Source organism: Octadecabacter sp. SW4 (assembly GCF_008065155.1).
In the GTDB taxonomy this organism is placed as follows: domain Bacteria; phylum Pseudomonadota; class Alphaproteobacteria; order Rhodobacterales; family Rhodobacteraceae; genus SW4.
In genome coordinates, this window is sequence record NZ_CP042821.1 from 69222 (window position 1) to 93208 (window position 23987).

General features: G+C 55.3%; 14 protein-coding genes and 4 pseudogenes. 3 read left to right on the forward strand and 15 right to left on the reverse strand.

All coding sequences use genetic code 11. The features are described 5' to 3' along the window. Positions 1-2 precede the first annotated feature (2 nt). Positions 3-1016, forward strand: a pseudogene (locus tag FTO60_RS17430) (BamA/TamA family outer membrane protein). A gap of 38 nt (positions 1017-1054) precedes the next feature. Here FTO60_RS17430 and FTO60_RS17440 read toward each other — a convergent pair. The 11 genes and pseudogenes from FTO60_RS17440 to FTO60_RS17945 form a co-directional block, all read right to left on the reverse strand. Beyond that, the gene (locus FTO60_RS17440) at positions 1055-1315 is read right to left on the reverse strand and encodes a hypothetical protein (RefSeq protein ID WP_172623956.1); all 261 of its coding nucleotides are present in this window, start codon (positions 1313-1315) and stop codon (positions 1055-1057) included. Further along, a complete protein-coding gene (locus FTO60_RS17445) occupies positions 1287-2291 on the reverse strand; it encodes a hypothetical protein (RefSeq protein WP_148057310.1) in 1005 nt (334 codons plus the stop codon). The genes FTO60_RS17440 and FTO60_RS17445 overlap by 29 nt, the downstream gene beginning before the upstream one ends. Beyond that, positions 2272-2685 carry a site-2 protease family protein gene (locus FTO60_RS17450; protein WP_368074281.1) on the reverse strand — a complete coding sequence of 138 codons (414 nt, stop codon included), beginning with the start codon at positions 2683-2685 and terminating at the stop codon, positions 2272-2274. The genes FTO60_RS17445 and FTO60_RS17450 overlap by 20 nt, the downstream gene beginning before the upstream one ends. A 274-nt stretch (positions 2686-2959) precedes the next feature. Continuing rightward, the gene (locus tag FTO60_RS17455; protein ID WP_172623957.1) at positions 2960-3706 is read right to left on the reverse strand and encodes an HlyD family efflux transporter periplasmic adaptor subunit; all 747 of its coding nucleotides are present in this window, start codon (positions 3704-3706) and stop codon (positions 2960-2962) included. 295 nt (positions 3707-4001) lie between these two features. Beyond that, complete coding sequence (locus FTO60_RS17460) at positions 4002-4505, reverse strand: hypothetical protein (RefSeq protein ID WP_172623958.1); 504 nt, start codon at positions 4503-4505, stop codon at positions 4002-4004. A 14-nt stretch (positions 4506-4519) separates the two neighbouring features. Next, positions 4520-4912, reverse strand: a complete 393-nt coding sequence (locus tag FTO60_RS17465; RefSeq protein WP_148057314.1) for a hypothetical protein — start codon at positions 4910-4912, stop codon at positions 4520-4522. A gap of 56 nt (positions 4913-4968) precedes the next feature. Continuing rightward, positions 4969-6582: a calcium-binding protein gene (locus tag FTO60_RS17470; RefSeq protein ID WP_148057315.1), complete on the reverse strand. Its 1614-nt coding sequence runs from the start codon at positions 6580-6582 to the stop codon at positions 4969-4971. Positions 6583-6634: 52 nt separating this feature from the next. Beyond that, on the reverse strand, positions 6635-13024 hold the full coding sequence (locus FTO60_RS17475) for a calcium-binding protein (RefSeq protein WP_148057316.1): 6390 nt from the start codon (positions 13022-13024) through the stop codon (positions 6635-6637). Next, complete coding sequence (locus tag FTO60_RS17480; protein WP_148057317.1) at positions 13021-14733, reverse strand: hypothetical protein; 1713 nt, start codon at positions 14731-14733, stop codon at positions 13021-13023. The genes FTO60_RS17475 and FTO60_RS17480 overlap by 4 nt, the downstream gene beginning before the upstream one ends. Beyond that, a complete protein-coding gene (locus tag FTO60_RS17485) occupies positions 14730-18230 on the reverse strand; it encodes a hypothetical protein (protein WP_172623959.1) in 3501 nt (1166 codons plus the stop codon). The genes FTO60_RS17480 and FTO60_RS17485 overlap by 4 nt, the downstream gene beginning before the upstream one ends. Positions 18231-19206: 976 nt before the next feature. Beyond that, positions 19207-19449: pseudogene (locus FTO60_RS17945) on the reverse strand (DUF4172 domain-containing protein); the annotation flags it as partial. Here FTO60_RS17945 and FTO60_RS17495 point away from each other — a divergent pair. Next, positions 19443-19634, forward strand: a pseudogene (locus tag FTO60_RS17495) (transposase domain-containing protein); the annotation flags it as partial. The pseudogenes FTO60_RS17945 and FTO60_RS17495 sit on opposite strands and share 7 nt — an antisense overlap. Before the next feature lie 18 nt (positions 19635-19652). Here FTO60_RS17495 and FTO60_RS17950 read toward each other — a convergent pair. The 3 genes and pseudogenes from FTO60_RS17950 to FTO60_RS17510 form a co-directional block, all read right to left on the reverse strand. Continuing rightward, a pseudogene (locus FTO60_RS17950) lies at positions 19653-19820 on the reverse strand (IS66 family insertion sequence element accessory protein TnpB); the annotation flags it as partial. Positions 19821-20112: 292 nt separating this feature from the next. Then, positions 20113-20952 carry a sulfotransferase family 2 domain-containing protein gene (locus FTO60_RS17505; RefSeq protein ID WP_148057319.1) on the reverse strand — a complete coding sequence of 280 codons (840 nt, stop codon included), beginning with the start codon at positions 20950-20952 and terminating at the stop codon, positions 20113-20115. A gap of 54 nt (positions 20953-21006) precedes the next feature. Continuing rightward, positions 21007-21618, reverse strand: a complete 612-nt coding sequence (locus FTO60_RS17510; protein WP_148057320.1) for a sulfotransferase family protein — start codon at positions 21616-21618, stop codon at positions 21007-21009. Between the two features lie 370 nt (positions 21619-21988). Here FTO60_RS17510 and FTO60_RS17515 point away from each other — a divergent pair, with 370 nt between their 5' ends. Then, a complete protein-coding gene (locus FTO60_RS17515; RefSeq protein ID WP_148057321.1) occupies positions 21989-22168 on the forward strand; it encodes a hypothetical protein in 180 nt (59 codons plus the stop codon). 414 nt (positions 22169-22582) lie between these two features. On the opposite strand, the gene FTO60_RS17520 is transcribed toward FTO60_RS17515, so the two are convergent. Beyond that, positions 22583-23925 (reverse strand): IS3 family transposase gene (locus FTO60_RS17520; protein WP_148057338.1). Its coding sequence is split into 2 segments (ribosomal slippage): positions 22583-23596 and positions 23599-23925, totalling 1341 coding nucleotides; the frame shifts between segments, so codons are not numbered across the junction. Between the last annotated feature and the right edge of the window lie 62 nt (positions 23926-23987).

Here is a 23987-nt window from a genome sequence, read left to right on the forward strand (position 1 = left end):
CGATGGCCCAAGATGGCGGCGCAGCGAGCCTAACTACAGGTGTCAGCTATTCATCGCTCAACGGTGGTTTGGCGTTTATCGGGGTGCAGGCGGATGATCTGCTGGGCACAGGTATTGATCTGTCGCTGGATTATCAGGCGGGCGATGACGGCGAAGCGCTGAACGGCTTTATCGCGAAAAGCTATGGGCTGGGCGACACCGCGTTAGGGTTTGATACCTTCGTGCGTGTGGGTCTCGGCGCGCAGACGGCGAATTTCGACTCCCGTGATTTTTCGATCGAGCATTTCAGTGCGAATGTCACCATGTGGGCCACGGCGGCAAATGGTCTGACCTATGACGCGCAACTGTTCTGGCAATCGGACACCTTGGCCGATTTTGATCCCAGCGTGTCGCCCCTTGTGGCCAATGATACGGATGGGTCGACGGCAACGGGTGTTTCCATTGGACTGGGGTATTCGACCTTTACAGATCGCGGCCCGCTTGCACTTGGCTTTGATATGGGCGGCACGCTCACGTACGCCACGTCCCTTGGGGATCGTGAATGGATGGCCGCCGAAGTGGGTACACGCTATAACACCGCCCTGCCCTATGGTCTGGTGCTGGCGATGCGTGCGGATGCAGGGCGAATCGAGGGACGAGGCGACAGCATCGTCAACATCGTTGATCGCGCGTTTATTGGCAGTGATGCCCCACGCGGATTTACAGACACGGGCATCGGACCGCGTGATTTTGTCGATGGCAGCGTCAACACAGCCCTTGGAGGCAAAACCTATTGGACCGCCTCTCTTGAGGTGCACGCCAACCGCAAATCCTGCCGTTTCGTTTGGCGCTTTTGTCGATGCGGGGTCTTTGTGGGATCTTGATGTAACGGCGGCGGCGCATCAGGCACGATTGATGACAGCCAGTTCGTGCGCAGTTCCGCAGGGATCGCGGTGTATTGGGATACGCCGATTGGCCTGATGCAGGTCAATGTCGCCAAACCCCTTCAAAGCCAAAGTTTGATGAGGAAGAGATAGTATCGCTTAACCTGAATTTTGAGTTTTAGGGCCGCGCCCTATTGCGCCGTTTGTCCAATCCGCGCGTTCAGATAATTGCGCCGCAGGTTCAGGAACACATCATAGAGATGTTCATAGATCGGCGCGTTTTGCAGTCGCAGTTTCAGGTATTGGGCGCGACCATGAAGCGCTTCGGGTGGCGCATTGATCGTGGCGATCAACTGGTAAGACCGCTGGCCCGTGTCCGCCGCCAACTGGTTGATCTGCACCAGATTGAACGCGGCAACCGCATCATCCCAAGGATTTGCGCGCCGTTCCAAAGGGAAAATACGGATCGCCATCGCGCAGCCGTGCAATGCGGTTTTCCGGAAACTGGCCGATCAAGACTGCGGTGTCGCCGGCAGGATAAAGCGCGCCGATGCGTGAGCCTTCCACCAGATACGCCCCTGTCCGGACTTCAAAGCCGGGTTCGAAAAATCCTGCCTGCTTTGCGTACCCATCGAGCAGTTTTTGAGAATTCAAAAGCAACGCCAGTTCGGTTTCGGGTGCTTCAAGTTGGGTGGTGGCAATGAGATTTTGAGTGGCGTTGCTTTGCACGACGGTGGCGCGTTGAAGCTCTGCCAATTCCAAATTCGCTTGGGCCAGCGCAATGTCCCCGTCCAGCAGGCTGTTGGTGAGGCGGTAAAGTTGCGTGCCTTCGGTCACGGTTCCGCTGTTTGCCACGAAGTCCAACGTGCCGCCCTGTTGGGTCTGCACGGCGTAGGTACCTTGCGCATCCAGCGCCATGGGCACGGTCACCTTGAACGGCAGCGGGATGAACATACAGGCCGCCACGACTCCTAGACACCGCCCCAAAAGACCATACGTCGACCTATAAATGTCTGTTTGTCCGCCACGGGCTCTGCCTGCAATTTGTTCAACAAGGGCGAGAAAAACATCGCATAGCCGCCCCAGATCGCCAACAGCAATCCAAGGCCGAAAAACCGCGGTAGGGTCAGCCAGAGGATCGTCAGCAAGATTGATCTTATAAAGGCCCGATGCCACGCCATACCAAAGATAGGCACGATCACGGCGCGTTTCGGGCCACGCCCCCTGCCCTCCAAACGTCGCCACGTAGCTGCGCGCGCTTTTGTAAATCTGCGCTGAGGCGCTTGAGAGATTGCGGTGCCCGATCCAGTCGGAAAATGCGAAATAGCCGTCCAATCGCATCAGAGGGTTTCCGTTAAACAGAATCGAATTGAGGCTGCTGAAAATAAAAATGTTCGCGGCGATGGTCTTAAAGAATGTCCCCTCCAACAGATACCACCACAAAGGCGAGCATGGCGATCAACAGGTCGACAAAGATACCCGCAAGGCTGATACGGATACGCTGGGCGCGGTTGGCGCAAATATCTGCCGCCGAGGTGTCCACGAACGGCAAAGGAAACAACCCGACAAAAATGATCCCCGCACGGCGCAACGGCACATGACAGCGCCGCGCCACCAAGGCATGCCCAAGCTCGTGAGGGAGTTTCAGAAACGGCGACAACAGCGCGAAAGTCGCCAGTCCCTCCAGCGAAATGGCCTGCGCCGCGGCCCCAAGGATCGCCCATTCGCTGAACAGACCAAGCCAGATGCAGACGACAAACAACGCGGCAACACTGGCCACGCCAGTGCCAACCGCCTTGCCACCGCGCCAGCCCATCATCATATTGTCCAAGATCGATGCCTTGCCAGCGTACAAACAACGGATTGAACGCTGGCTTGGTCGTTAGATCACTGGTGCATGCACTGCGCACGGTTTCAACAAAGCCGTAAACCGTCGCCATTTCTTCGGGATCAACCGATTGCGGATCAACGCGGCCTTTGCAGGGCGTTCAAATACCCGGCGATAATCTCATTGGTGAGAAAGATTTTGCCACTGCGCGGTTCATGCACCGCATAGCGCATGCCATCGCCGCTGGAACAGCTGACCTCAAGGCCGCTCAGAAAGTGAAGCCAAGTGTCTTCCAAGCCAGAAGCCTCATGTAATCGACCAAGGGTCGTGTCAGCCCGACGATGCGCGGGGCAGTACGGATTTCAAGTCTCGCAAAGCCCGACAGTCCGACCAACAGATCGGCCTGCCCGGCCTCCATCAGGCGCGCGCGCACTTGAGTGCGGGTTTCGCCGGTATCGGGGTTTGTGGTTTGCGTTGGCGCGCTGACGACCTCAAGCGGGAAGGTCTCATCGCTTAACCCGCGAAAAAAGACATGACCGGTTTGACCGACCTCAATCAATGCGGCGTCCGAGGGGGCGACATCGATCAACACATCAAATCCTGACATCGGCTGCAATGCCACAACGGGTGACCCTGTGGGCAGGAAATTGCCCCGTTCTCCCTGTGGTAGGGCTGTGACAACACGGCTTTCGCTCGGCGCTGTGACGGTCAATTGCTGTTGCTGGCTTTGCAATTGATCGCGCCGTAGCAACGCGATTTCGGCACGCTTTTCGGCCAGTTGGAATTCGCCAAGGTTGCCTGTGTTCAGGGCGTCTTGGGCATTGATCAATTCCAGACTGTGAGTGACGGTTTGTTCGACGATGCCGTTTTCAATTTCAGGAGACCGCAGGATTGCCGCGATTTCACCGCTCTGCAAAACATCACCAGGACGCACAAGAGTGTCTTCCAGAAACGCGCCGAACGGCAGTGCGATCGTAACCGATTGACTGGGCCGCGCTTGGGCGAAATTGGACACATAGACCGGGGCGGCATCATCAAATAGATTGCAGCGGCAACGATGGCCCCAAATCCTGCAAGGCCCCAAAGCCCTCCGAGTTTTCGCCCCTTCGCGCTCGGCTTGTCGATAAGAAGTGCAAAAAACCCATTGGCACTTTCCAGCGCTGCCGCATTGGCGTCCGACAGATCGACCCCGAAAAATACCAAACCGTTGTCCGTATCGTCAGGTCGAAAAAGCGTGCCAGTGCGCCCACCCAAACTAGACGCAATCAGGTTCAGGTCTGTTGTGATGTCCTGATCTGGTGGCGCTGCAATCACAGCGCCCAATTCATCGCGGAATTGGTAGCTGACTTGTCGGTGAAATAGAGCTTCGCAATCTTACCGCCCTTGAGTTGCGCCATGGCCGCAACACCGACCACGCCCGCGTCACGGATTGCATAAAGCGCTTGGCCCAAACGTTTCTTGGGCGGCATTTGGGACAATGCAACCGCAGCCGTTTTCAACCTTTGAATGTTGTCTTGCGGAGTGGCTGTGGTTTGGGTGGTTTGCTGTCGGGCCTGTGTTTCAACCGCGCGGATCAGGTCAGGCAAGGGCACGCCTTTGGGCAAGCTGCGGTATCCATGCACAAGGCTATGCCCCTGCGCCACAGGAGCGGCGCATAATATCCAGCCATCAATCTTGTGAGCCGTCGCGCGCGCGCCGCGCAGTTTATCAAGGCCCTCACTAGAAAAATCGGGGCATTCACCTGTTGTCGGCGGGCCAAGCCCCTGAGCGGTAAGCGGGGCAATAAAGTCGGGTGTCAGGGTCATCTGTTCCACAGGTGCCGATCACGTCACAATGCGATCTGGGGATCAATGGTCTGATCCTGCTCTGCGGCCGTTTCAGGGGCCTCACCGGTTTCAGCCGCATCGGCCAGAACGCGGCGCAACAAGGTTTCGAACACGGCCATATCCACGTCACTCTCCGCAACTCCAATGCTGATCATATAAGCGCGGAAAGCCTCAGTCAGGTCTTCAACGGCGAGATCAATGTCCGCGCCGAAATACATGGTTTCCGCAATGCGTTTGATGATGTCCTCATCGCTCAGGAACCCTTCGATCACGCGCAGGAACAACAAACGATCAGGCGCAACTCCGTCGCCCCGCTCAAAGGTGTTTTTCTCACCGAAGGGGGCCGTGTCAGAGGTAAAGACAAAACCGCGCGCACTGTCATCTTCGTCTTCCAAGTCATAAAAGCCAGCGCCCGCAAACACCCCAACAGAAGCTAAGACCTGCGCATTGGTCAGCACATCAACAGGCGAGAACGCGGCGAAATTGGCCTCCTCCAAAAGCCGTTCAGGGAAGGGCCGACAAGACCTTCAGGCAAGAACGTGATGAATTTCGCCGTGAACGCATCCCCCGCAAGGATATCAGTCTCTGTGTTGCCAAAGAACAGATCAGCGCCAAGGCCACCGACCACAACATCGCCCCCTGCTTGGCCATCCATGACGTCCACACCGCCGGTTTCAAAGGCGAAGTTGGTTTCAAAATCGATCGTTTCGATCTGCGTGTCGGGGTCATAGTCGCGGGTCACATCGACCATATCCCCGAACAGGAAGTCCTGACCTTCGCCGCCCAAAAGACTGTCCGCGCCAAATCCGCCGACCAGTACATCGTTGCCACCCGCACCGATTAGCGTGTCGTCAAATCCGAATTCCGGCGCGATTGATGTTACGGACATGATCCGCTCCACATGGCTTTGACCAGGCAAAACATCGGCAAAACTGCTGAGCTGCAATTCGCTGAGATCACCGATCAGCACGTCATCTTCGTCGCCACCCGTGATGATGTCTGTCCCAAACTGACCGATCAGAATGTTAGACCCCGTGCCCGTCGCGGTGATGACATCATCACCACCCACATCGGTGCTGGTATAGTCGAGCGTTTCAACGTCCGTTTCATTGCGGAACGTCAGGGTGCCAAGATCGCCAAGGGCAAAATCGTCGCCGATCCCCGTCTCAATCTCATCCGCCCCGAAAGAGCCAACAATGAGGTCATTGCCGTCGCCTGCGATAATTTCGTCATCACCGCCAAACGGGGCCGTGTCGGCCACCATTGTGTGCAGGTTCGCCACTTCGTCGCGGGTGATCGTCGCATTGTCCCCTGCGACCAAATCGTTGCCCCCAAAGGTTTCGGCGAAGTCATCGCCTTGGCTCAGAAGCACTTGGTCATCTCCTGCGCCGCCAAACACCGTGTCATCCCCGCCGAGTTCAGGTGACAGGAAGGTGAGCGTTTCGGTGCCCGCGCCAGTGTCCAGTGTCAACCGACCTTGGTCGGCAATCACGCGGTTGTCGCCGTCGCCTGTTTCAACGTAGTCATCGCCAAGGCCAAGGATGATAAAATCATCCCCGTTGCCTGCGATAATGCGTTCGTTTCCGTCCAGATCACTGAGGACAGGAAGCTGGCTGGTCAGATCCAGAACCCGTTCACCGTCCGCCGTGCTTTCATACGTCAGCGTGCCTTCGCCGCCGATCACATGCACTGTGCCGTCGCCCAGATCAGCCGTGTCAGACCCAAGACCGAGCACCACGAAATCATCGCCCAGACCCGCGGTGACGGTGTCATCGCCGTCTGTGGCACCCGGCACAATATCAGCGGACGTGATCTGCACAGTCAGGCGACCATCGGCGGATGTGGTCGTGTTCAGTGACCCAGATGAGGCCAGCACATAGGTTACGCCATCGCCAAGATCGGCAATATCACCGCCGCCACCCAGCACGATAAAGTCGTCGCTGCTGCCTGCGGTGATCTGGTCGATCCCGTCGTTGTTGCCCACAACGACCGGATCAGACACCAAAGACACCACCTGTGATCCATCAACGCCAAGGGTGATGCTGATCTGCCCTGAATCACCCATGGCAAAGTTCTCGCCTTCGCCCAATGTCGCGACATCGGTCGGGTTGGTGCCATCATTGATGCCACCCCGAGCACGACCAAATCGTCATCTGCTCCGCCTGTGTATGTGTCATTGCCATCGCCCGCCCAGCGCGGCTGGTCAGTGTGGTGGGGGCCGCTGTCAGCACATCAGATGTCAGCAGCGTGCCGTTGTCGGTCATCACGATATTCAGCCCATCGCCCGCAGACACCACGTCATCCAGATCACCGGTGAGGATAATATCGCGCCCCTCCCCCGTGATCACAGTGTCGTTGCCCGCAAATTGGGTGCTGAACGCGTCGCCCGTGACAGCGCCAAAGGACCCGCCAGGCACATCCGCTGCAATCTGTTCAATCGTCAGACGGCCATCATCGGTGATCAGATAGCTCAGCCCATCAGCAAGCGTTGCCGTGTCTCCGCCCATGGTGCCATCGGGCGCCATGGTGTTGCCGCCCAGAATTGCAAAGACATTGCCACCTTCTGTCGTGGTAATACTGTCATCACCAAACAGGGACCCGGCCCCGATGTCGCCATAGACGTTGCCGTCCGCATCGATGGTTTCCATGCTTTTGACCAACCGTTCGATCAAGGCGATCTGGGCATTATAGGCCTCGATTTGCTCCGGTGTTGCGGTGGTGGACAAAGGCAGAAGCCCCAGCAATGCGCGCACACCTGCGGGGCTCAGGAAGATCTGACCGTAATCCCCGATCATCGCCAGACCACCGTTGACAGAGGTCACATCGTCGTCCCCGCCACCGCCAACGACGACATCAAACAGATCATCTTCGCCAGAAACACCGAACGAGATTTGATCGTCGCCATCGTTGGGATCAACTGTGCTGACGATCACCGCATCGCGAATGTCTTCGCCGTTTACAAGGCCCCCTGTCGGCAGGAAATCACCCAAGTCACCAATGACGAAATCTCCTCCAAGGCCGGCATTGATCGTATCAGAGCGTTCACCGCCGATGATAACGTCATTGCCCGCACCTGTCGTGATGTCGTCGCGTGTGCCTGTGTCGGATGCGATTGCGCGGTAGCCGTCGACGGCCTCCAGAATACGGGACCCTTCGACCAATCCAAAGTCGCCAAACACGATGTTGTCGCCCACCAGATCGACGATAACTTCGGTGACATCCACATTCTGCGCGCCGCCCGCGATCAGGATGTCACCCCCTGCGCCGCCATCCAGAACATCCGTTCCAGCTGTGACAGACTCCATGCCCGTGGACACAAAGGTTTCGGCCACGCGGTTGGTGGACACGTTGATCTGGCCATAATCGCCCACCACAAGGTCGGCACCATCTCCGCCGGCAAGCGTGTCGTTGCCGCCACCGCCCAGCAAGATGTCATTGCCTGCCCCGCCGCGCAGTGAATCGCGACCATCGTTGAGGTCTTGCGTCGTGACCTGAAGGCGCGACTGCAGGTTATCAACGGCATTCGGATCGGTCAGATCGATCAGGGTTGCACTGGGCACCCCATCTGAATCCAGCGTGCGCACCTCAAGGTTGCCGCCCGACATCAGGTCATCGTCAAAGCCGCCATCCAGCAGGTCATTGCCTTCACCGCCGCCCAGAATGTCATTGCCATATTGGCCAAAGAAACTGTCAGCCCCTGCTTCACCGATGATGATGTCATCGCCGTCCGCGCGCATCAGGTGATCCAGCGCGCCAGAGGCTTCGTCGCTCGCAGAGACTTCGCCCCAACCGTAGGCGGTGTTGGCACCGCCGGTGAAGGTCACAAGGTCAGCGCCTGCCCCTGCTTCGGTTTGGGTCGTGCCCGTTCCGGTAAAGTTGATCTGGTCATTGCCGCCGCCCGTGTAGACATTCGCGTCCCCTGCCCCCGAGACAGCGATCAGATCATCCCCGCGACCTGTAAAGATATTGGCATTACCTGATCCGCCAATGGTGATGACTTCGTCATCGCCCTGCCCCGTCAACTGGGTTGATCGTGTATAAAGGTCTTCGAACGTAGAGAGGCTGTTGCCCACACCGCTCAGCTGCATGTTGGCGTTGGTGAACTGTGCAGCAATCGTCGCAGGAGTGACAAATTGCGAAATTGACTGACCGTTGGCATTAAACGTGCTGAGGAAGTGCTCCCGCATCCCGAAATCATCGCCACCAAACACATAGACCGTGCCGCCCGCTGCGGTGGTCAGGTTCATAGTGTCGGCCCCGTCTTCGGCAAAGATGTAATAGGTGCCGCTGCCATTGACGAGGTTGATCGTATCGGTTCCGCCGCCCGCAAACACCACATGAGTGCCGTTTTGCGCCAGATTGATCGTGTCGTTGCCGTCCCCTGTATAGGTGATCGACGCGCTTGTGCCGCTGGTCAGTGCAGAAAGATCGATCGTATTGGTGCCCTCACCCGCCGCAATGACAAGCCCGCGTGTTGGGTCAATCGTCTGGCCACCCGATGTCGAAAATACCTGTCCGTTGGATGTGTAATTCACGAAGCCATTTGCATTCACAACGATCGTGTCGTCCCCGTCTTGGGAAATCGAGGACAGGTTATTGCCTGCCCGCGCCCCGACATTCAGAACGGCTGTCGTGTTGCTGCCTGATCCGAACATATCGGCGATTTCAGGCGGCACCAGCGTCGGATCCAGCGTGTAACTAAACAATGTCTCGTTAAACACCGTGGTTGAAAAACTCAGATCAGGCAGTGGCGACGGGAAGTTGATGCCACCCCAAATGCTCAACGCCGCGCTAAAGCTGACTTCGCCTGTGAAGAACACACCAAGGATTTCATCAAGGCTCGGCGTCTCAAGCGTTCCTAGCAGTTCAACCTGTGCTATCAATTCTGTCAGACGCAGCTTGCCGTCGTTGTTGGGGTCCGTGAACGTCAGATTAACATCGCCGCCAATGCTGCCCGACGCGCCTGCAATGCTGGCGTTAAGACCAAAGTTCCCGCGGATGGACCCGTCAATCAGCGCACCAGGGGCGGCATCGATGAACACACCGTCCAGCAGCCGTTCAGGATCATAGGAATTGGCAAAGTTGACGATCCCGCTCAGATCATAGCCCACCGTCATACCGGCACTAAAATCAATATCGACCTCGGCGGTAAACGCATTGCGCACAGCACCGCTGATCCAACTCGGCAAACCAAGGTTGCCGGTGATCGCTGCAGAGATATTGGCGTTGATATCCGCATCCAAAAGGTTGAAATCCACCTCAACCAGACTGACGCGGTCAAAATTGCCAAGCAACATATTGAGCGCATTGGATGGATCGGTCAGCAGCGGAATATCAATGCTAATGCCCGGCCCCGACACTGCCGACGAAAAGCCGAAATTATAGTCGATGCCGATGCAGGGGAAAAAGATCGCATCACTGGCGCGGAAATCGGACAACGCGACCTGCGACTTGAAGCCCAGGAAGTTATAGGTGCCGATGCAAATGCCGCCGTCTGCGCTCGTCGGCAAATCGCCCGCAGGCCCCAACGATTGAAGAATACTGTTGATCTGGTTGCCCACATTGATGACCGGAAACACTGTGCTGATTGCGCTCAGCGCATAGTTCAGCGGCGTCACCGTGGACAGCTGGTTAAACACATCCGTTACCGGTGCCAACATGTCGCCAATTGGGTTGAGGACCGTGCCAACCATTTCTGCAATCGTGCCCGTTTGCAGGGCAATATTGTCAAACTTCAACTCGGTGATGATGATGTCGTTTGACGTGGCCTCACCGATAGGATTGGGCGGGATAGCCGCGACAAAGATGAAATCTGTCGTCAGTTCCGGCGCGCCGCTGCCAACATCAAAACGCGCGAGCAGATCAAGATGCATCTGGACATCGGCACTGAATGTGAAGGTGGCAAAATCGCCAAAGTCGATCTGCGGCAGGTAGACCGTCTTGTCAAAACGATCAGGCCCAAGCTGGTTGGCGCTCCCCGCATCTGTGGCCACAAGGCCCTGCAGTTCGGTTTCCGCAAACCCGTATGAGCGATCCAGTTCCAGACCCGCGCCCGTGTCGATCCCTGATTGGCCAAACAGATCAAGGCCGACGGTTGAAACGACGCTGGTCTGTGCGCCCGCCGTCGCCGTTGCCTCAATGTCGAGGACCCCGCCGACGTTGAAACCGCCCTCAAAATCATTGGCCGTTGCAGCAAAGATCAGGGCGATTTCGGGGCTGTCTGTATCGTTAAGAACAAAGAACCCGTCACAATCCAGCCCAAAGCCCAGGTCAATATCCATGGTCGTGGTCAGGTTGATCGTTGATCCGCTCTCTGCCTCAAGGTTGAGACCCGGAATCTCGAGCGCAAGGCCCACCGCAAGGTCGGCGTTGAAGACCTCATAATTGAACGACATGCTGCCGTAGATCGCAGGCTCCCCCGCACCGCCATAGATCGCAGCAGCAATATACTGTTGGTCCGCAGCTGTATCCTCGGGATCAAGCATCAGGTTCAACGCGCGGTTCATCAACACGTTGATCAGATCAAGCGTCGTCGGCAACGCGCCCGTTTCCGCCAGCGGTGTTTCCAGATCGGCGCGCACCTCGTCCAGCACGTCATAGACCAGATCATCAAAGAACCCTGCCCCAATAGCGAGATTCTCGCCAATTAACGGTAGATTAAGGTCTGCCATGAACTCATCAATGAAGCCCTGAATCGTGCCCGCCATCATGTCGAGGCCATTCACAATTGCCAATGGATCATTCAGCAGATCAAGAATTCCCGCACAATCAAACAGACCCACCCCGGGCAGGTTGAGTTCCATATAGTGGGGGCCATACGCGGCACCGCCAGACGGCGCGTAATAATCAAACGGCAAGGTGCCATCGGGCAAAAGATCACCCGCACGCGTGTCGCCAAGCACTGCAAGGTCCGCGATGGGTTCAGACAATCCGTCCAGTTCATCCTGCGTCAGGGCAAAACCGATCAACGCCAATGACTGCGCGTCACCGACAAAATGTTCGTCCAGCAAAGCAATCGCAGCAGCACGCGCAGCGTCCGTGTCACTGGCAAAGGGATCATCAAGATAAAGCGCGTTCAGCGCATCCTCAACGGTGCCAAACAGGTCGGCGGCAGATACAACGTTGTCGTTTGGATCGCTCGGATTGCCCGTGGTGCGCAGCAAAGTGGATTCATAGATGAAGCCGTGATCATCAGGATTCAACAGCCCGAAGGCCCCGCTGAACGGCAGGTCAATCCGCGTTTCAAAATCAACATCCAGCCCGAACAAGGGCAGGAAATCAGGGTCATCGGATTGGAAAATGCCATAGAGATGGGCAAAGTCATAGCGCCCGTCATCAGTGCCATCGATGTCTTCAACCACACCCGCGATATAGCCGCGTCCTTCGCCGCCACTGGCGCCAATGAACGCAGACCCGCCTTCAATCCCGACTTCAAGCGGACCAAGGGCCAGCACCATGTTCAGCCCGTCTGGCGTTCCCACGCTCAGGTTCGCGGAAATCTGAGTGGCCTCTGTGTCAATAAATACAATCGGCGCATCATGGCTGATATCTTTCGCCTTGAGCGCGGAAGACGTGATGTCCCCCTCGACCACATTATAGGTCGGATCATTCAGCAGATCGGCGAGTTCAATCGCAGAGGCAAATCCAAGTGCCTGTGCGATGTTGGATTCCTCAAGCTCAGTCACTTCAAAGGTGATGTCATGGCTGGTGTCATTGCCCAACACGCTGAAGGCAAAATCATCATACCCGTTCACTTGCGCGAAATTCGTCGTCTGCAAGGTGAGGTCATCGCCATTCGCCACAAACCGGAACAACTGGCTCAGCGTTGTTGTCGTGCCAATCACTGCCGTGTCAGACAACAGGTCACGATCCACGCCCGTCTCAAGCAGGACCTCGTTCAGCGCTTCGACCAAATCAGCCCGCGCCACACGGCTGAAATCTTCCTCAAGGATGACATCAATCGGGTCGCCATCGCCGATTTGAATGGCAAAGCTGTAGCCCTTTGACGCATCGGTTGCTTCCCACGGGGTGCCCGTGGCGTGGATATTTCCAAAGGCGGCCCCGCCCGTCTGAAGGCCCGCGGCCACGGCCGTGTAAGACACCTCAAACCCGAACTCGGGCAGGCCCGACTTGATCAGCGCATCCGTTGTCGTAAGGGCAACAAGCCCAAGATCATTGACCTCAAACTCAAAGATATTGCCGGCAAGGATCATAACCTCAGCCAGATCTGTGTTGATGGTCATGGACCCGAATTCTGCAGAGGTCGTCAGGGTGCCAAGGCTCAGCTCTCGCAGGGTGTCCGGGGCAGTGAAGCGCAATGCCTCGTTCAGCGCCTCAACCAGGTCTTCGGCGGTCATGCGGCTTGGGTCATCGGCGATCACAAGATCAAGCGTATCCGTCTGCGTTGATCCGGGCACTGTCACATCAATCGTCAGCGTGAACCCGTCACTGATCTGCGGGATCGTCGGCGGGATCGTCGCATCAGGCAGCGGCGGCGCGATGATCAATGTGCGCGGCTCAAATTCATCGGGAACCAGAACATCCAGCGACGTGAGAGTGACCTCACGCGGGTATAAGGATCGGTGCCTTCCAACTGCACAAACGCGCCACCTGCATCAGATGCGCCGCCATCAAACAGCGCGCCTGTCACATCGACGATATCAATAGAGAATTCATCCCAACCTTGGCTGTTGGCAAATGCTATTGTCTCAAGCGTCAATGCGCCCGTGTCCCCATCCAGACGCACCAGCAACAAACGCAAAAGCGGTGTGCCGTCGCCCGATGTGTCAGACGGGTCAAGAACGGAATTGTCGATCAGGATGGCATTTGCCGTGGCGGCGGGAATGCTTGGGTCAGCGGTATTAAAGGCCGTGTTAATCGCATGTTCGAGACCTTCGACATCACGACCCACTTCGGCGGCGACCTCAATCGTGATCGGCCCTGATCCCGCAATGTCGATGGTGAATGTAAAGGCCGCTTCCGGATCAACGGGATCCGCCAATGGAATGACCCGCGCAGGGTATTCATCTGGAACAACAAGATCGGCGGCGGGAACGGTGATCGTGTCAGTGCCCCCGAACAACGCCTCAAGTCCGTCGGTGTTGCGGTCTGTGGAATTGGGATCCTTGATCTCAATCACGAAATCACCGTCGTCATTGGTGACAAGATCAATGGTCAGCCCGTTGGTGCCGTCCGCATCAAACAGGGCGCGAATAGCACCAACCACATCGTCCAACGTCGCTTCTGGATCGCCTTCGGCTTGGGGAAGCAGGCTGTCCACATCCAGAAGGTAAGTCGCCTGATCGCCTGTGGTGGTATCCACCCAATCAATGCGCAGATCGTTAAAACCCGCACCATTGGTCACAAGGGATGTGACATTGGCAATCTCGGCCAAAGTGGTGTCGGCTTGGGCATCAGACACCTGCAAGCCACCAATGGCAAAAATATCAATCCCGAACCGCAGATCGAGACCAAGTTCAGGGTCCAGCACAAGCGCCGCATCCGCCCGCGCATCCACCAGATTGGTCAGCAGATCGCCCAGAACATCAACCGTTTCCGAGCCTTGGTTTTCAGCTTCTTCGTTGTCGTCGGCCCCTTCTAGCAACGTGGTCAGACCTTCGGTGCCCAGAAGTTCTACAAGATTGAAATTAAACGGAATTTCTTGCGTAAAGTCGCTCAGGAAATCGATATCGAGGGTAAAGAAAAGCTCACACACAGAGGCGCCTGTGACTGGGTCTTCGGTCAGCAATTCCAACGTGACGACGTTTTCCCCGAACACCGAGGCAAACACATCATTGATGTTTTCAAAACTAAAGCCCCCCGCATCGCGCAGGTCTTGCAGCGCGTCGTTAAACCCTGACGTGAAATCAAACGTGGCCAGCAGTGAATCGTTAAGCAGCGGCACATCTTCAAACAGGAACGGCAGGAATTCTTGCAGGTTGTTTTCATAGATCGCGATCACATCGCCAAGGCCGATCATCGCATCAAGAATAAGGTTCGGGTCCACCAGCGTCAGACAGGCAAGCTCTTCGATGTCATAGACGATGTCGGTCGTGTTCACCGGGTCAAAAATATCGCCGATCGAGGCAAAGATCGGTGTGTCTTCAAGGCCAGCGGGCGTCAGCCCCCCAAAGCCAAGATCAATCCCCTGAAGGTTGATCGCGACCATCACATAATCCTGCCCGTCCACACGGTCATCGCCGTTGTGGATGGTCAAGAGATCAAGGACGTTCTGGCGGTCCTCGGCGGCGGCGTCATCGGGATCCGCAAGAGTGCTTGGCGGAAGATCAAAATCAACGCGCCCCCTGCCCCGTCATCTATGATAAAATCGCGGTCATCGGCGGTCGGGTCGGTCACGAGCGGCGTGACAGCAATGCCGCCCGTCAGATCAACGCGGCCCAGCAAATCAGTCAGACGGCTGCCCGCGCCCATGTCGGTGCCCAATTTCGCAAGCTGCGTGCCCGTCAAACGGTTGGAAAACGCCCCATCGGACTGGCCGACGATTGTGATATCAAGTTCGGTGTTGATCGCGATAAAGTTTGCAGGGTCGCCTGCGTTGTCACCCGTGCCAACCCCGATCTCAACCATGCCGATCTCAAGACCCGCAACGATATTGGTCGCACTCGCATCCAGTACGGCGTTCAGCGACAGTTCATCAAAAAACACGTTGTCGAGGATCGAGGCAGAGATGTCCTCGCTTTGCGCAAAGTCTTCTTGGATGTCGAAGATGTTAAAGCCCGCGGCAAGGTTCAGTTCGGCGCTGAGCGTGCCCTCCAGCTGGGCTTGCAGATCAACATTGGCAAAGTCACCCAAAGACGATCCGTCAATCGACAGACCCGCCGTGACCGTCGGCAGGCCAGTGGTTATGTCGCCGTCCGCGTCGATCCCGCAGGCCACGAACGGATCAAAATCAAAGATCACATCGCCTGTTTCAAGATCAACCTCAATTTCAAATCCGGGACTGCCCGGTGTGCCAGGGAAACAGGGCAAATCGCCGACCGTCTCGATCATCCAGCCAAACATACCCTGAAGGCTGTTGGCCCGCGTCAGCGAGTCCAGATCAAGACCGATCTTGAAGTCTCCTACCGTCCCCGCGTCCAAATCAAACTGCAGGGCTGGCACGTTTTCGAACACGACAGGATCGGTGCCTTCGACAGGCACAGTGATCGTTGTGCTGACGGCGGTGATCCCGATCCCCTTGAGATCAAGCGCCGCGTTGAATTCGTCCACAAACCCTTGCAACAGATCGCCGCCCATGTTGGCGCCCCAACCGTCTGTCGGCTGGTTGATGTTGACGGTCTGGATTTCATCGCCGATCTGAATATCAAACCGCAGTGAATTCATACCGCGCAGCACGTCGAGGTCCATCTCGTTCAAGGTCACGCTGCTGATCTCGCGGTGGACATCCAACGTCGCGACCTCAACCCCGCCCACATCGCCCGTATCAAGCTGCGGCTGCACAAAGCCAAGATCGCGCAAAGACGTCCCGCCAGAATTCACATCCATGCCCAAGGACTGCACAGGGCCCGTCCCGCTCAGCGCAAAGGTGATTGCGCGGTTGGCAATAGACACAGCCCAACCATAGGTGCTCAGCTGGGCATCGATCAAACTGGCGAGCGCATCAAACGCCTCATCAGTGATGTTGCCAAAATCATCGCGTTCTGCCCAATCGGTGATATCGATGACAACGTCTTGGCGGGTTTCAATGCCGTCCGCATCCGACCCGAAAATCGCAAACGTAAGCGACGTTTCCAGCGCAATTGCTTTGGCCTGATCATCGCTTAAGGCGCTGCCCGTCTGGCTGCTGAGATCTGAGGCAAGGTCAACAAAAATACCCGTCTCATCAATTTCGTTGAAATCGACAAAACCGACCGTTTCGGCAAACCCGAAGTCACCAGGGTTGGCCGCGAAGACATCAGGAATCGCCTGCAAGATATCAGCGATCTGGCCAAAGCTCTCAGTGATGTCAAAATCCGTCAACGGTATCCCGAGAGAGAACCCCGCATCATTGAGAACAGATGACACCCCGTCACCTAGCGAGTCAAAAAAGCCCGAAAAGACATCGGTGCTCGCCTCATAGAACGCATTGGCCAAACGGTTCAGCGGGTCGATAAACTGCTGATCAATGCCTGCAAAACTGGTGACGTCGAAATCGACATCCACGCTGTCGCCAAATCCCGCAACGGTCGGGTCGGCGGTCACACCACCAAAGGTGACCGATTGCGTCAGGCTCGCCTCAAAGCTCACACCGGAATCCAGCGACAGCGGCAGGTTCATATCAAAGTTGAACCGCACAAGGTCCAGCATCGCGGCGGCATCAAGCTCCAGCAGTTGATCGGCAACGTCCGCATCAAGCTCTGTCGCGCGCATGGTGAAATCAACGGCCCCTGCCCCCGTGATCGTCGCGGTTTGAACCGCATCAATCAGCGGGTCCACAGTATAAACCGACTGCACATCAACGCTCAGGCCGGTCCACATGTTGCCCGCATCAAACAGGCCGAAATGCCCCGTCTCAATCGATGTCACCGTGCCGGTCAAAAGCCCAACGGCAGTCTCAGGAATATTGCCGCCAAGCAGCGGATCGGTGAAGTTGATGCCCGTGCCCGTGTTCAGGCCAAATTCAAACAGCGCGGCAATAGCTGTGGGGTCGGTTTCATCACTGGCAAGGCCGATATCTGTCAGCGATAACGTGGACGTGACGGTATCTTCATCGCTGGCCCCGACCGCGCCAAGATCATCCGCCACCGTGCTGGCGCTGATCGAATATTCAAACACGGCACTCTCGCCCGTAAAGGCGAAATCAATCGGCAGGATGGTGCGCAGGTCCGCGTCCAGATCAAGACGATCCAGCAACGTTTGAACTTGCGGCAATTGCACCGTCACCGCGACTTCATCCGCGGTGGTCTGGGTGAAAGTAATCATGCTGTTGTTGTTTTCGTCGTCCACATCCACCAAAGACACATTCTGGATTTCAGCGAGATCGGCGCCTGCCAAAACGGAATCATAGGCGGCAAGGAAATTGGCCTTTAGGTCGTCGACAAATAACTCAAATTCCAAGTCCGACAGCATTTGATCCGCCGGGGTCAAAAAGGCGGTCACGGGTGCAAAGGTGGGGCCATCTGCATTGTTTCCGGTTCGAAACTCAATCGTGATGCCGTCAAAGAACGTATCAATGCGATCTGCGGCGTCCTCACCCGTCCACAAAAGGTCGTCGCCGAAAATCTGGTTGATCACCGCGTCCGAGTATAAAATATCCGACAACGTCGCGCTCGGCGGATAGACATCCCCGTTGATGCGCAAACTAGGACCGATACTGTCGATCAGCTCAAGCGGGGTCAGGATGACGGGGTTTGTTAAACCGCTCCGCAAGCTGTCCAGATCAAGCGCGTCGGTGGCGATAAACGTGGCGGGACTGAATATCTCGTTCAGGTCAGTGCGGTATTCCTCAACGACCTGCATGCCAGACAGCCGCACCCGTTCAAACAGATCTTCCAATTCGCCAAAGCCCGTGCCGTCCTGTCCTTCCACCAACGAAAACAGATCGTCCATGCCATCAAGGCCAACGCCGAGTTCTGTTTGCAGCAAGTTAAGAAGGCCTGCCTGCTCGGGATCAAACTGTTCTTCGAAGGCACGGATGAGGGCGGACATGCTCTCAATCGTGGCTTCCAGATCGAGCGTGTCGGAGAACGAAAAGTCTAAAGACGCGTTCAGCAAAATACGCGGCTCAAGGAGCTCGAATGGTTTGTCGATTTTTCCCAAGCATTCGCTCCAGTGAGGCAAGGTCTTAAGGCTTGCCGACGCTTAGTCTTTGTCAATAAAACTAATGAAACTCGGTAAAAACAACACCCTGCTTTTATATATCGAGTCTTGTCGCGGAAATCACTCGTTTTGTTAGGGTCGGGTAAAGGGACAACCGTGCGCTGGATTGGTCTTCTTTCTGAGAGATTTGGACCCATCGCGTTTTTCTGCAACCCTTTGTGCTCGTTTAATCCTCCTTGCGTCCGTTTCAGTCCCATAAACAGTCACCTTTGGTACAGCTAATACTATCCAAAGGAGCGGCTCCAAACAGCGGCACGTCAAATTTGGACATGTCGGCAGCGGCTTTCGGACCAGAAAACATAGGTCTAGCCCATCTCCTTAGAATCGATTCCGTAATCCGGCAGAAAGTCGCGCGCCCGTGTCGCAGCCCTAGCAATCCCATCGGCAAAATCATTGGCATTGGTTTTCTAAATCTCGCCCCGCCAAACACGCACCCAATAGAGTTCCTTCGCAGCTGCTCTTTGGTTCACATCCCTAACGTGCTGATGCCGGATGAAATCCCTATATGTCTCGACGCCATCGCCATATTGACGCTTAGGCACAATCTCCACCAATTCAGCTCTTCGCGCGCGCAGATTTTTGGGCGACAAGCTGGATAGCCAAGTCATTCGTCGATAGACACTTTGTAGAGATCATCTTGCCACTCTCGCGTTTGCTTCGTCTGTACCGCCTTCTAATCACTACTGTTGAGAGGCCGCGACCAAACCGAAAGCAGACTTTGCAGTGGTTGCGATGAACGGCAGCAAAGTCCGCCTTCTGTGAGTCCGTACGCGGCGCAGCGAAGGTCGGCAATCCGTCGGTTCGTTCTTTCAAGGCTATTTGAGATCGGCGGACTCTCAGAGAGATAGATGAGACGCTCTTAAAAGCCTAATTAGGCGTTCGCGCATGGCAAGTTCAGCCAATATCGAGTGTACCGCCGCTCGCCCTCACGGGTCAGAGCTGCGATCTCAACCATGTCCTGAAGATCACGAGTTGCCGTCGCTCGCGATGTTCCTGTGATCGAAATGTAGTTCTCCGCACTCAAGCCCCCTTTGAACCCATCTGGTCCTTCCCGGAACATTCGTTCGATTGCCTTGGCTTGGCGGGCGTTCAGCTGGGGGCGATGCCGGTCATAAGAATTACCTGTTCGTTGGATCACAGACCGGCGGCCGCGCCGCCGCTATCGCCTATACCCTGATCGAAACCGCCAAGCTGAATGATGTCGACCCGCAGGCATGGCTGGCTGATACTCTCGCCCGCATCCCAGACTACAAAATCAACCGCGTCGATGACTTGCTGCCTTGGAAAACCACTCCATAGGGCAGTGAGGCCGGACGCTTACACCATAGGTCGGTCAACAATCTCAACTGGAAGAAAGCACGGCTCCGGGGCAGTCTGTTCTTCGATGGCCTTCAGGTCAGGCGCAAATTTTGGATCACGCAACCACTTGTGGATCAGATTGGTGTTCATGGCGTACCGCCGCGCAACCTGTGCTACCGATACCCCCGGCGCGCATGTTTGCGCACAGATCGACACCTTCTCCTCATCCGACCAGAACCGCTTCTTCTGACCCTTCTTGCCCGCCATATCTGCCCTCAAGATGTCCACTATCAATGGTGAACACTATCAACACACTCTATGAACCGTCAGAGCAGCCAGGCCGGACGCTTACACCGCAAGCGTCCGGCCTCATTGCTCAAAGTTGCATTCGCATGACGCACCACTTGTCCATAGGCAACTTTGGCGTACAGCGGTCTCCGAAGACGCTAAAGCGATCCGATTTCCGGTCAGCAACAAACTAGGTAATAATTGACCGGTATCGTGGAACCGACGCCGCATCTGCGTTGTCGAGGTCAATAGCTTTCCATGCATTCCGCGTGCGCTGATATAGCTTTTTGTCACCTGCATAAATTTCGTTGATGCGATTGCGCAGCTTCGGGGTAAGAATACTGTTCTTTTGAGCCTTCTTTGGTGACTCGTTTCTTTCCGATGTTCCTAACAAGTCTTCTATCCCAGGAACGATCCCGGACAAAAGAACCCTGAGATGAACCGTAAGGTCTTCGACCAAGAGCAGCTTTAGGTCGCATTTTTCCAAGATGTTCTTTCGATACATCTGCGGTGTCCAATGCGCTTCTTTAGGGAGATCAACCTCGTCGGACAGGTTGTCGCCGAGCCAGTCTATGAGAATGGCAATGTTCTTGCGATGCTCCTCCGCGCCTTGTGGAGTGCCAATCAGTCCTCTCTTTGCCTCCAAAGTTGCTGCAAGGGGAACGTAATTCTTACGTCCGGGCCCAACTACTTTGTCGAAATATAGCGACAGAAACCGATCGATCGGCTTGCGCACGACCGTAAACGCATGTTCTTCATGGGCGATGTCGACGGGAGTGAGGTTCAGATCACTGGCTCGCGCGAAACGCTCATCATCATCATGAACCCTAATAGGAGCATCGTGCGATTGGCCATGTTGAAGTCGCCAAAGCACGTTCTTAACGTAGGTGCAACCGCACTTCGGGATCACTAAGTAGCGAATAGGAAAACCGTCAACTACAAAAAGCCGTTGAGATATTTTGTTCGGCTCGGGAATGGCGATCTCCGAAGTAGCTTTAATTGAAGTGGCTTGAACTGAAGTGTTTGCCATCAAAGGAGCCTCCGCTCGTCACTCGTTTAACACAAACTGCACTTTGCGAAATCGCTAGTCAACGCGTCGCATCATACTGGCGTTCCCACGCTTCAAGAGACTGCCCCGTCGCAGAGTGGCACTCTTGTTTTGGTGAGGGAAGCTCACCTTAGGGATTGATACATCTAAGAAATCGCACAGTTCATGCCATCCATCGCCTTTGTCCCATGAGACGTCAAGCAAATGGTCAGTCAACCCCTGTTTCACAAAGTAATCTCGGACGCTCCTGTTATGTTGTTCGTAAAGCTCAAGGTAGTGTTCCTCCACACCAACGGGGTTCGCAAACCCAAAAATTCGCGTTCTGATCGAACGGGCAGCATCGTCGTCATGCCGATTGGCATGGTTTTTAATGCTGTTTAGCCATGCTACGGAATCTCGCCTCGTCGTCAGGATGTACTTTGCTTTGTCGCCGTAATGGTCAAGTAATTGATCCATCATCAAGGGCCATGGCCAGTCAGACAAGCAATCAAATCCTTCGGCAATCGAAAGCAGTTCGTCAAACCGTCCTCGTGCAAAAAGATCAAAGTTTGCTGGGAGCCAGTGTTGCGAATTGTAGCCAAGCTGAAGCAAAGCATAGTGTAGGGACTGCGTGCCAGTCTTGTTCAGCCCGATACCAAAAATCTTCAATGTCTCGTCTCCAGGATATACTCCGACAACATTATCGGTTGATCCTAAACAAGCCATTTACCTAGCTGGAAACTGCACAAATTTCCATGGCCCTTAAGTATGGCATTGCATTTCCCCCTCAGGTTGTGGTGGTTTGCAACTCGTATGCAGCCCAAACTCAACTTAAGAGTCCGACCGCATTCGTAGTGACGGGAGCTCGATCTCCTTCAGCTCGAGGTGGTTTTTGACAACGCTCGAACTCCAAATGCACCATGTCACGAACCAATGGTTACCATATGGTGAGCGGAGGTCCGCGCAGCGGTCTGTTCGTTAGGCATTCGTTAAGGGTTCTTAACGAAACTTGACGCAACGTAGTAGTTTGGGGACTAACATGGAAAACAAAGAATTAGTTGAGCGTACATTGCTAGCGATTTCTGAAGCCGACCGGCTAGGGTTTACCAACACCCGTGATGCTCTAATTGAAATAGCACACAAACTGTTCGCAACGGATCAATCGATAGATGCTAGATCTGTGTTGGCCTTGAAGGCGTTAGACTTCTGCGCGCATTGACAACTCAGTTCGAATTCCGACTCATCTTTATCAAACTGTGGTGCCTCGTTTATAAACTAGTAACCTTTTCAACCCTAGATAGAAAGAGGCAACAGGGATGGGGAAATTATGTCGGAACACGAGTGGATTCTTTCGGTATTAGAAGATCTAGGAACCTACGCGCAACGCAACAATTTGCCTGCGCTCGGGATGACTATCAAACAGGCGCGACGGATAGCCAAACATGAGATTTGTGAACATGCGAGGCTAAAGAACACTGCCCGTCCCGCCAATGTGTCAAATCAGAATCTTTCGCGCCCTTACAAGGCCAACTAAGAAAGACATTAGGAAACACGAGCACTGTCCGTCGTCAGGGTTTTTGGAACCAATGGCAGCTTAAACTAAGTGAGAGTTTGGCTCATCTGGTTGGTTTCATTATGCGGCGTGCTGTCGGTGATGCAAGCGCCGCGCTTCGAGTGTCTTTCGTTTGATCCTTTCCCTTTGTTTTAGAATGGCTTTGTCACGGCCAAAGTAGACGTCGGCGGGTGTGACGTTGTTGATGCTCTCGTGATACCGCTGATGATTGTAGTGGTCGACGAAGGCTTCGATTTGAGCTTCAAGATCACCCGGCAGGAAGTAGTTTTCCAGCAGGATGCGGTTCTTTAAAGTCTGATGCCAACGCTCGATCTTGCCTTGGGTTTGCGGATGGTATGGCGCGCCGCGAGAATGCTTCATGCCTTTGTCCTGCAACCATTCCGCCAGATCTCCAGAGACGTAACTCGATCCGTTGTCGCTGAGCAGACGTGGCTTGTGAACGACGTGAACTTGGTCGCAGCCGGATGCTTGCAATGCGAGGTCAAGCGTATCGGTAACGTCTTCAGCCCGCATGTTGGTGCAGAGCTTCCAGGAGACGATGTAGCGGCTGTAGTCGTCGAGGACAGTGCTGAGATAGAACCAACCCCATCCCAGAACCTTGATGTAGGTGAAGTCTGTTTGCCAAAGCTGGTTGATCGCAGTTGTTTTGTCTTTGAACTCGCTGGCTGCCTTGATGACGATGAAGGCCGGGCTAGTGATTAGATCATGCGCCTTTAGCACCCGATACACTGTGGATTCTGAGACAAAATAGCGCTCCTGATCCGTGAACGTCACCGCCAACTCGCGCGGTGACAGTTCCGTTTCCTGCAAGGCGAAGTCGACAACCTTGCGCTTCACCTCGTCAGGCACGCGGTTCCAAACGTGCTTGGGCTTGGGGGATTGATCCTGCAATCCGGCCTCACCGCGCTGCAGGTACCGATCGTACCAACGGTAGAACGTCGTGCGTGGGATACCCAGCTTGGCCAGTGTCAGACGCGCCGACAGATGGCTGCCCTCAACCAAACGAATGATCTCCAGCTTCTCTGATGCAGGATACCTCATTCGTGGTCGCCCCCATCGCCTGTCATGCTTTTTTTGAGAAGACGCAATTCGAGCGTCTGTTCCGCGACAACCTCTTTGAGATCCTTGGCCTCACGGCGCAGTTCTTTGACCTCATCGGTGTTTGCAGCCCGCGCAGTGTCGCCTGCCAGACGCCGCTTACCGGCTTCCATGAAGTCCTTGGACCACTTGTAGTAAATGCCTTGCGATATGCCTTCACGGCGGCACAGCTCTGCAATGCTGTCCTCGCCACGCAGCCCATCCAGTACGATCCTGATCTTCTCTTCGGATGAATAATGCTTGCGCGTGGCGCGCTTGATGTCTTTGACGATCTTCTCGCCAGGGCTCTTCGTTGTCTTTCTCATCGTCCACTCCTCAGTGGCTACGATGAGCAACAAACACTCTCTTAGCAAATACGCCTAATTGG

Bases quoted from the DNA above. Each gene is read 5' to 3' on its own strand.
- FTO60_RS17450 (WP_368074281.1), bottom strand. From the start codon at position 2,685: ATGATGATGGGCTGGCGCGGTGGCAAGGCGGTTGGCACTGGCGTGGCC.
- FTO60_RS17470 (WP_148057315.1), bottom strand. From the start codon at position 6,582: ATGGGTGATTCAGGGCAGATCAGCATCACCCTTGGCGTTGATGGATCA.
- FTO60_RS17505 (WP_148057319.1), bottom strand. From the start codon at position 20,952: ATGGCAAACACTTCAGTTCAAGCCACTTCAATTAAAGCTACTTCGGAG.
- FTO60_RS17515 (WP_148057321.1), top strand. From the start codon at position 21,989: ATGGAAAACAAAGAATTAGTTGAGCGTACATTGCTAGCGATTTCTGAA.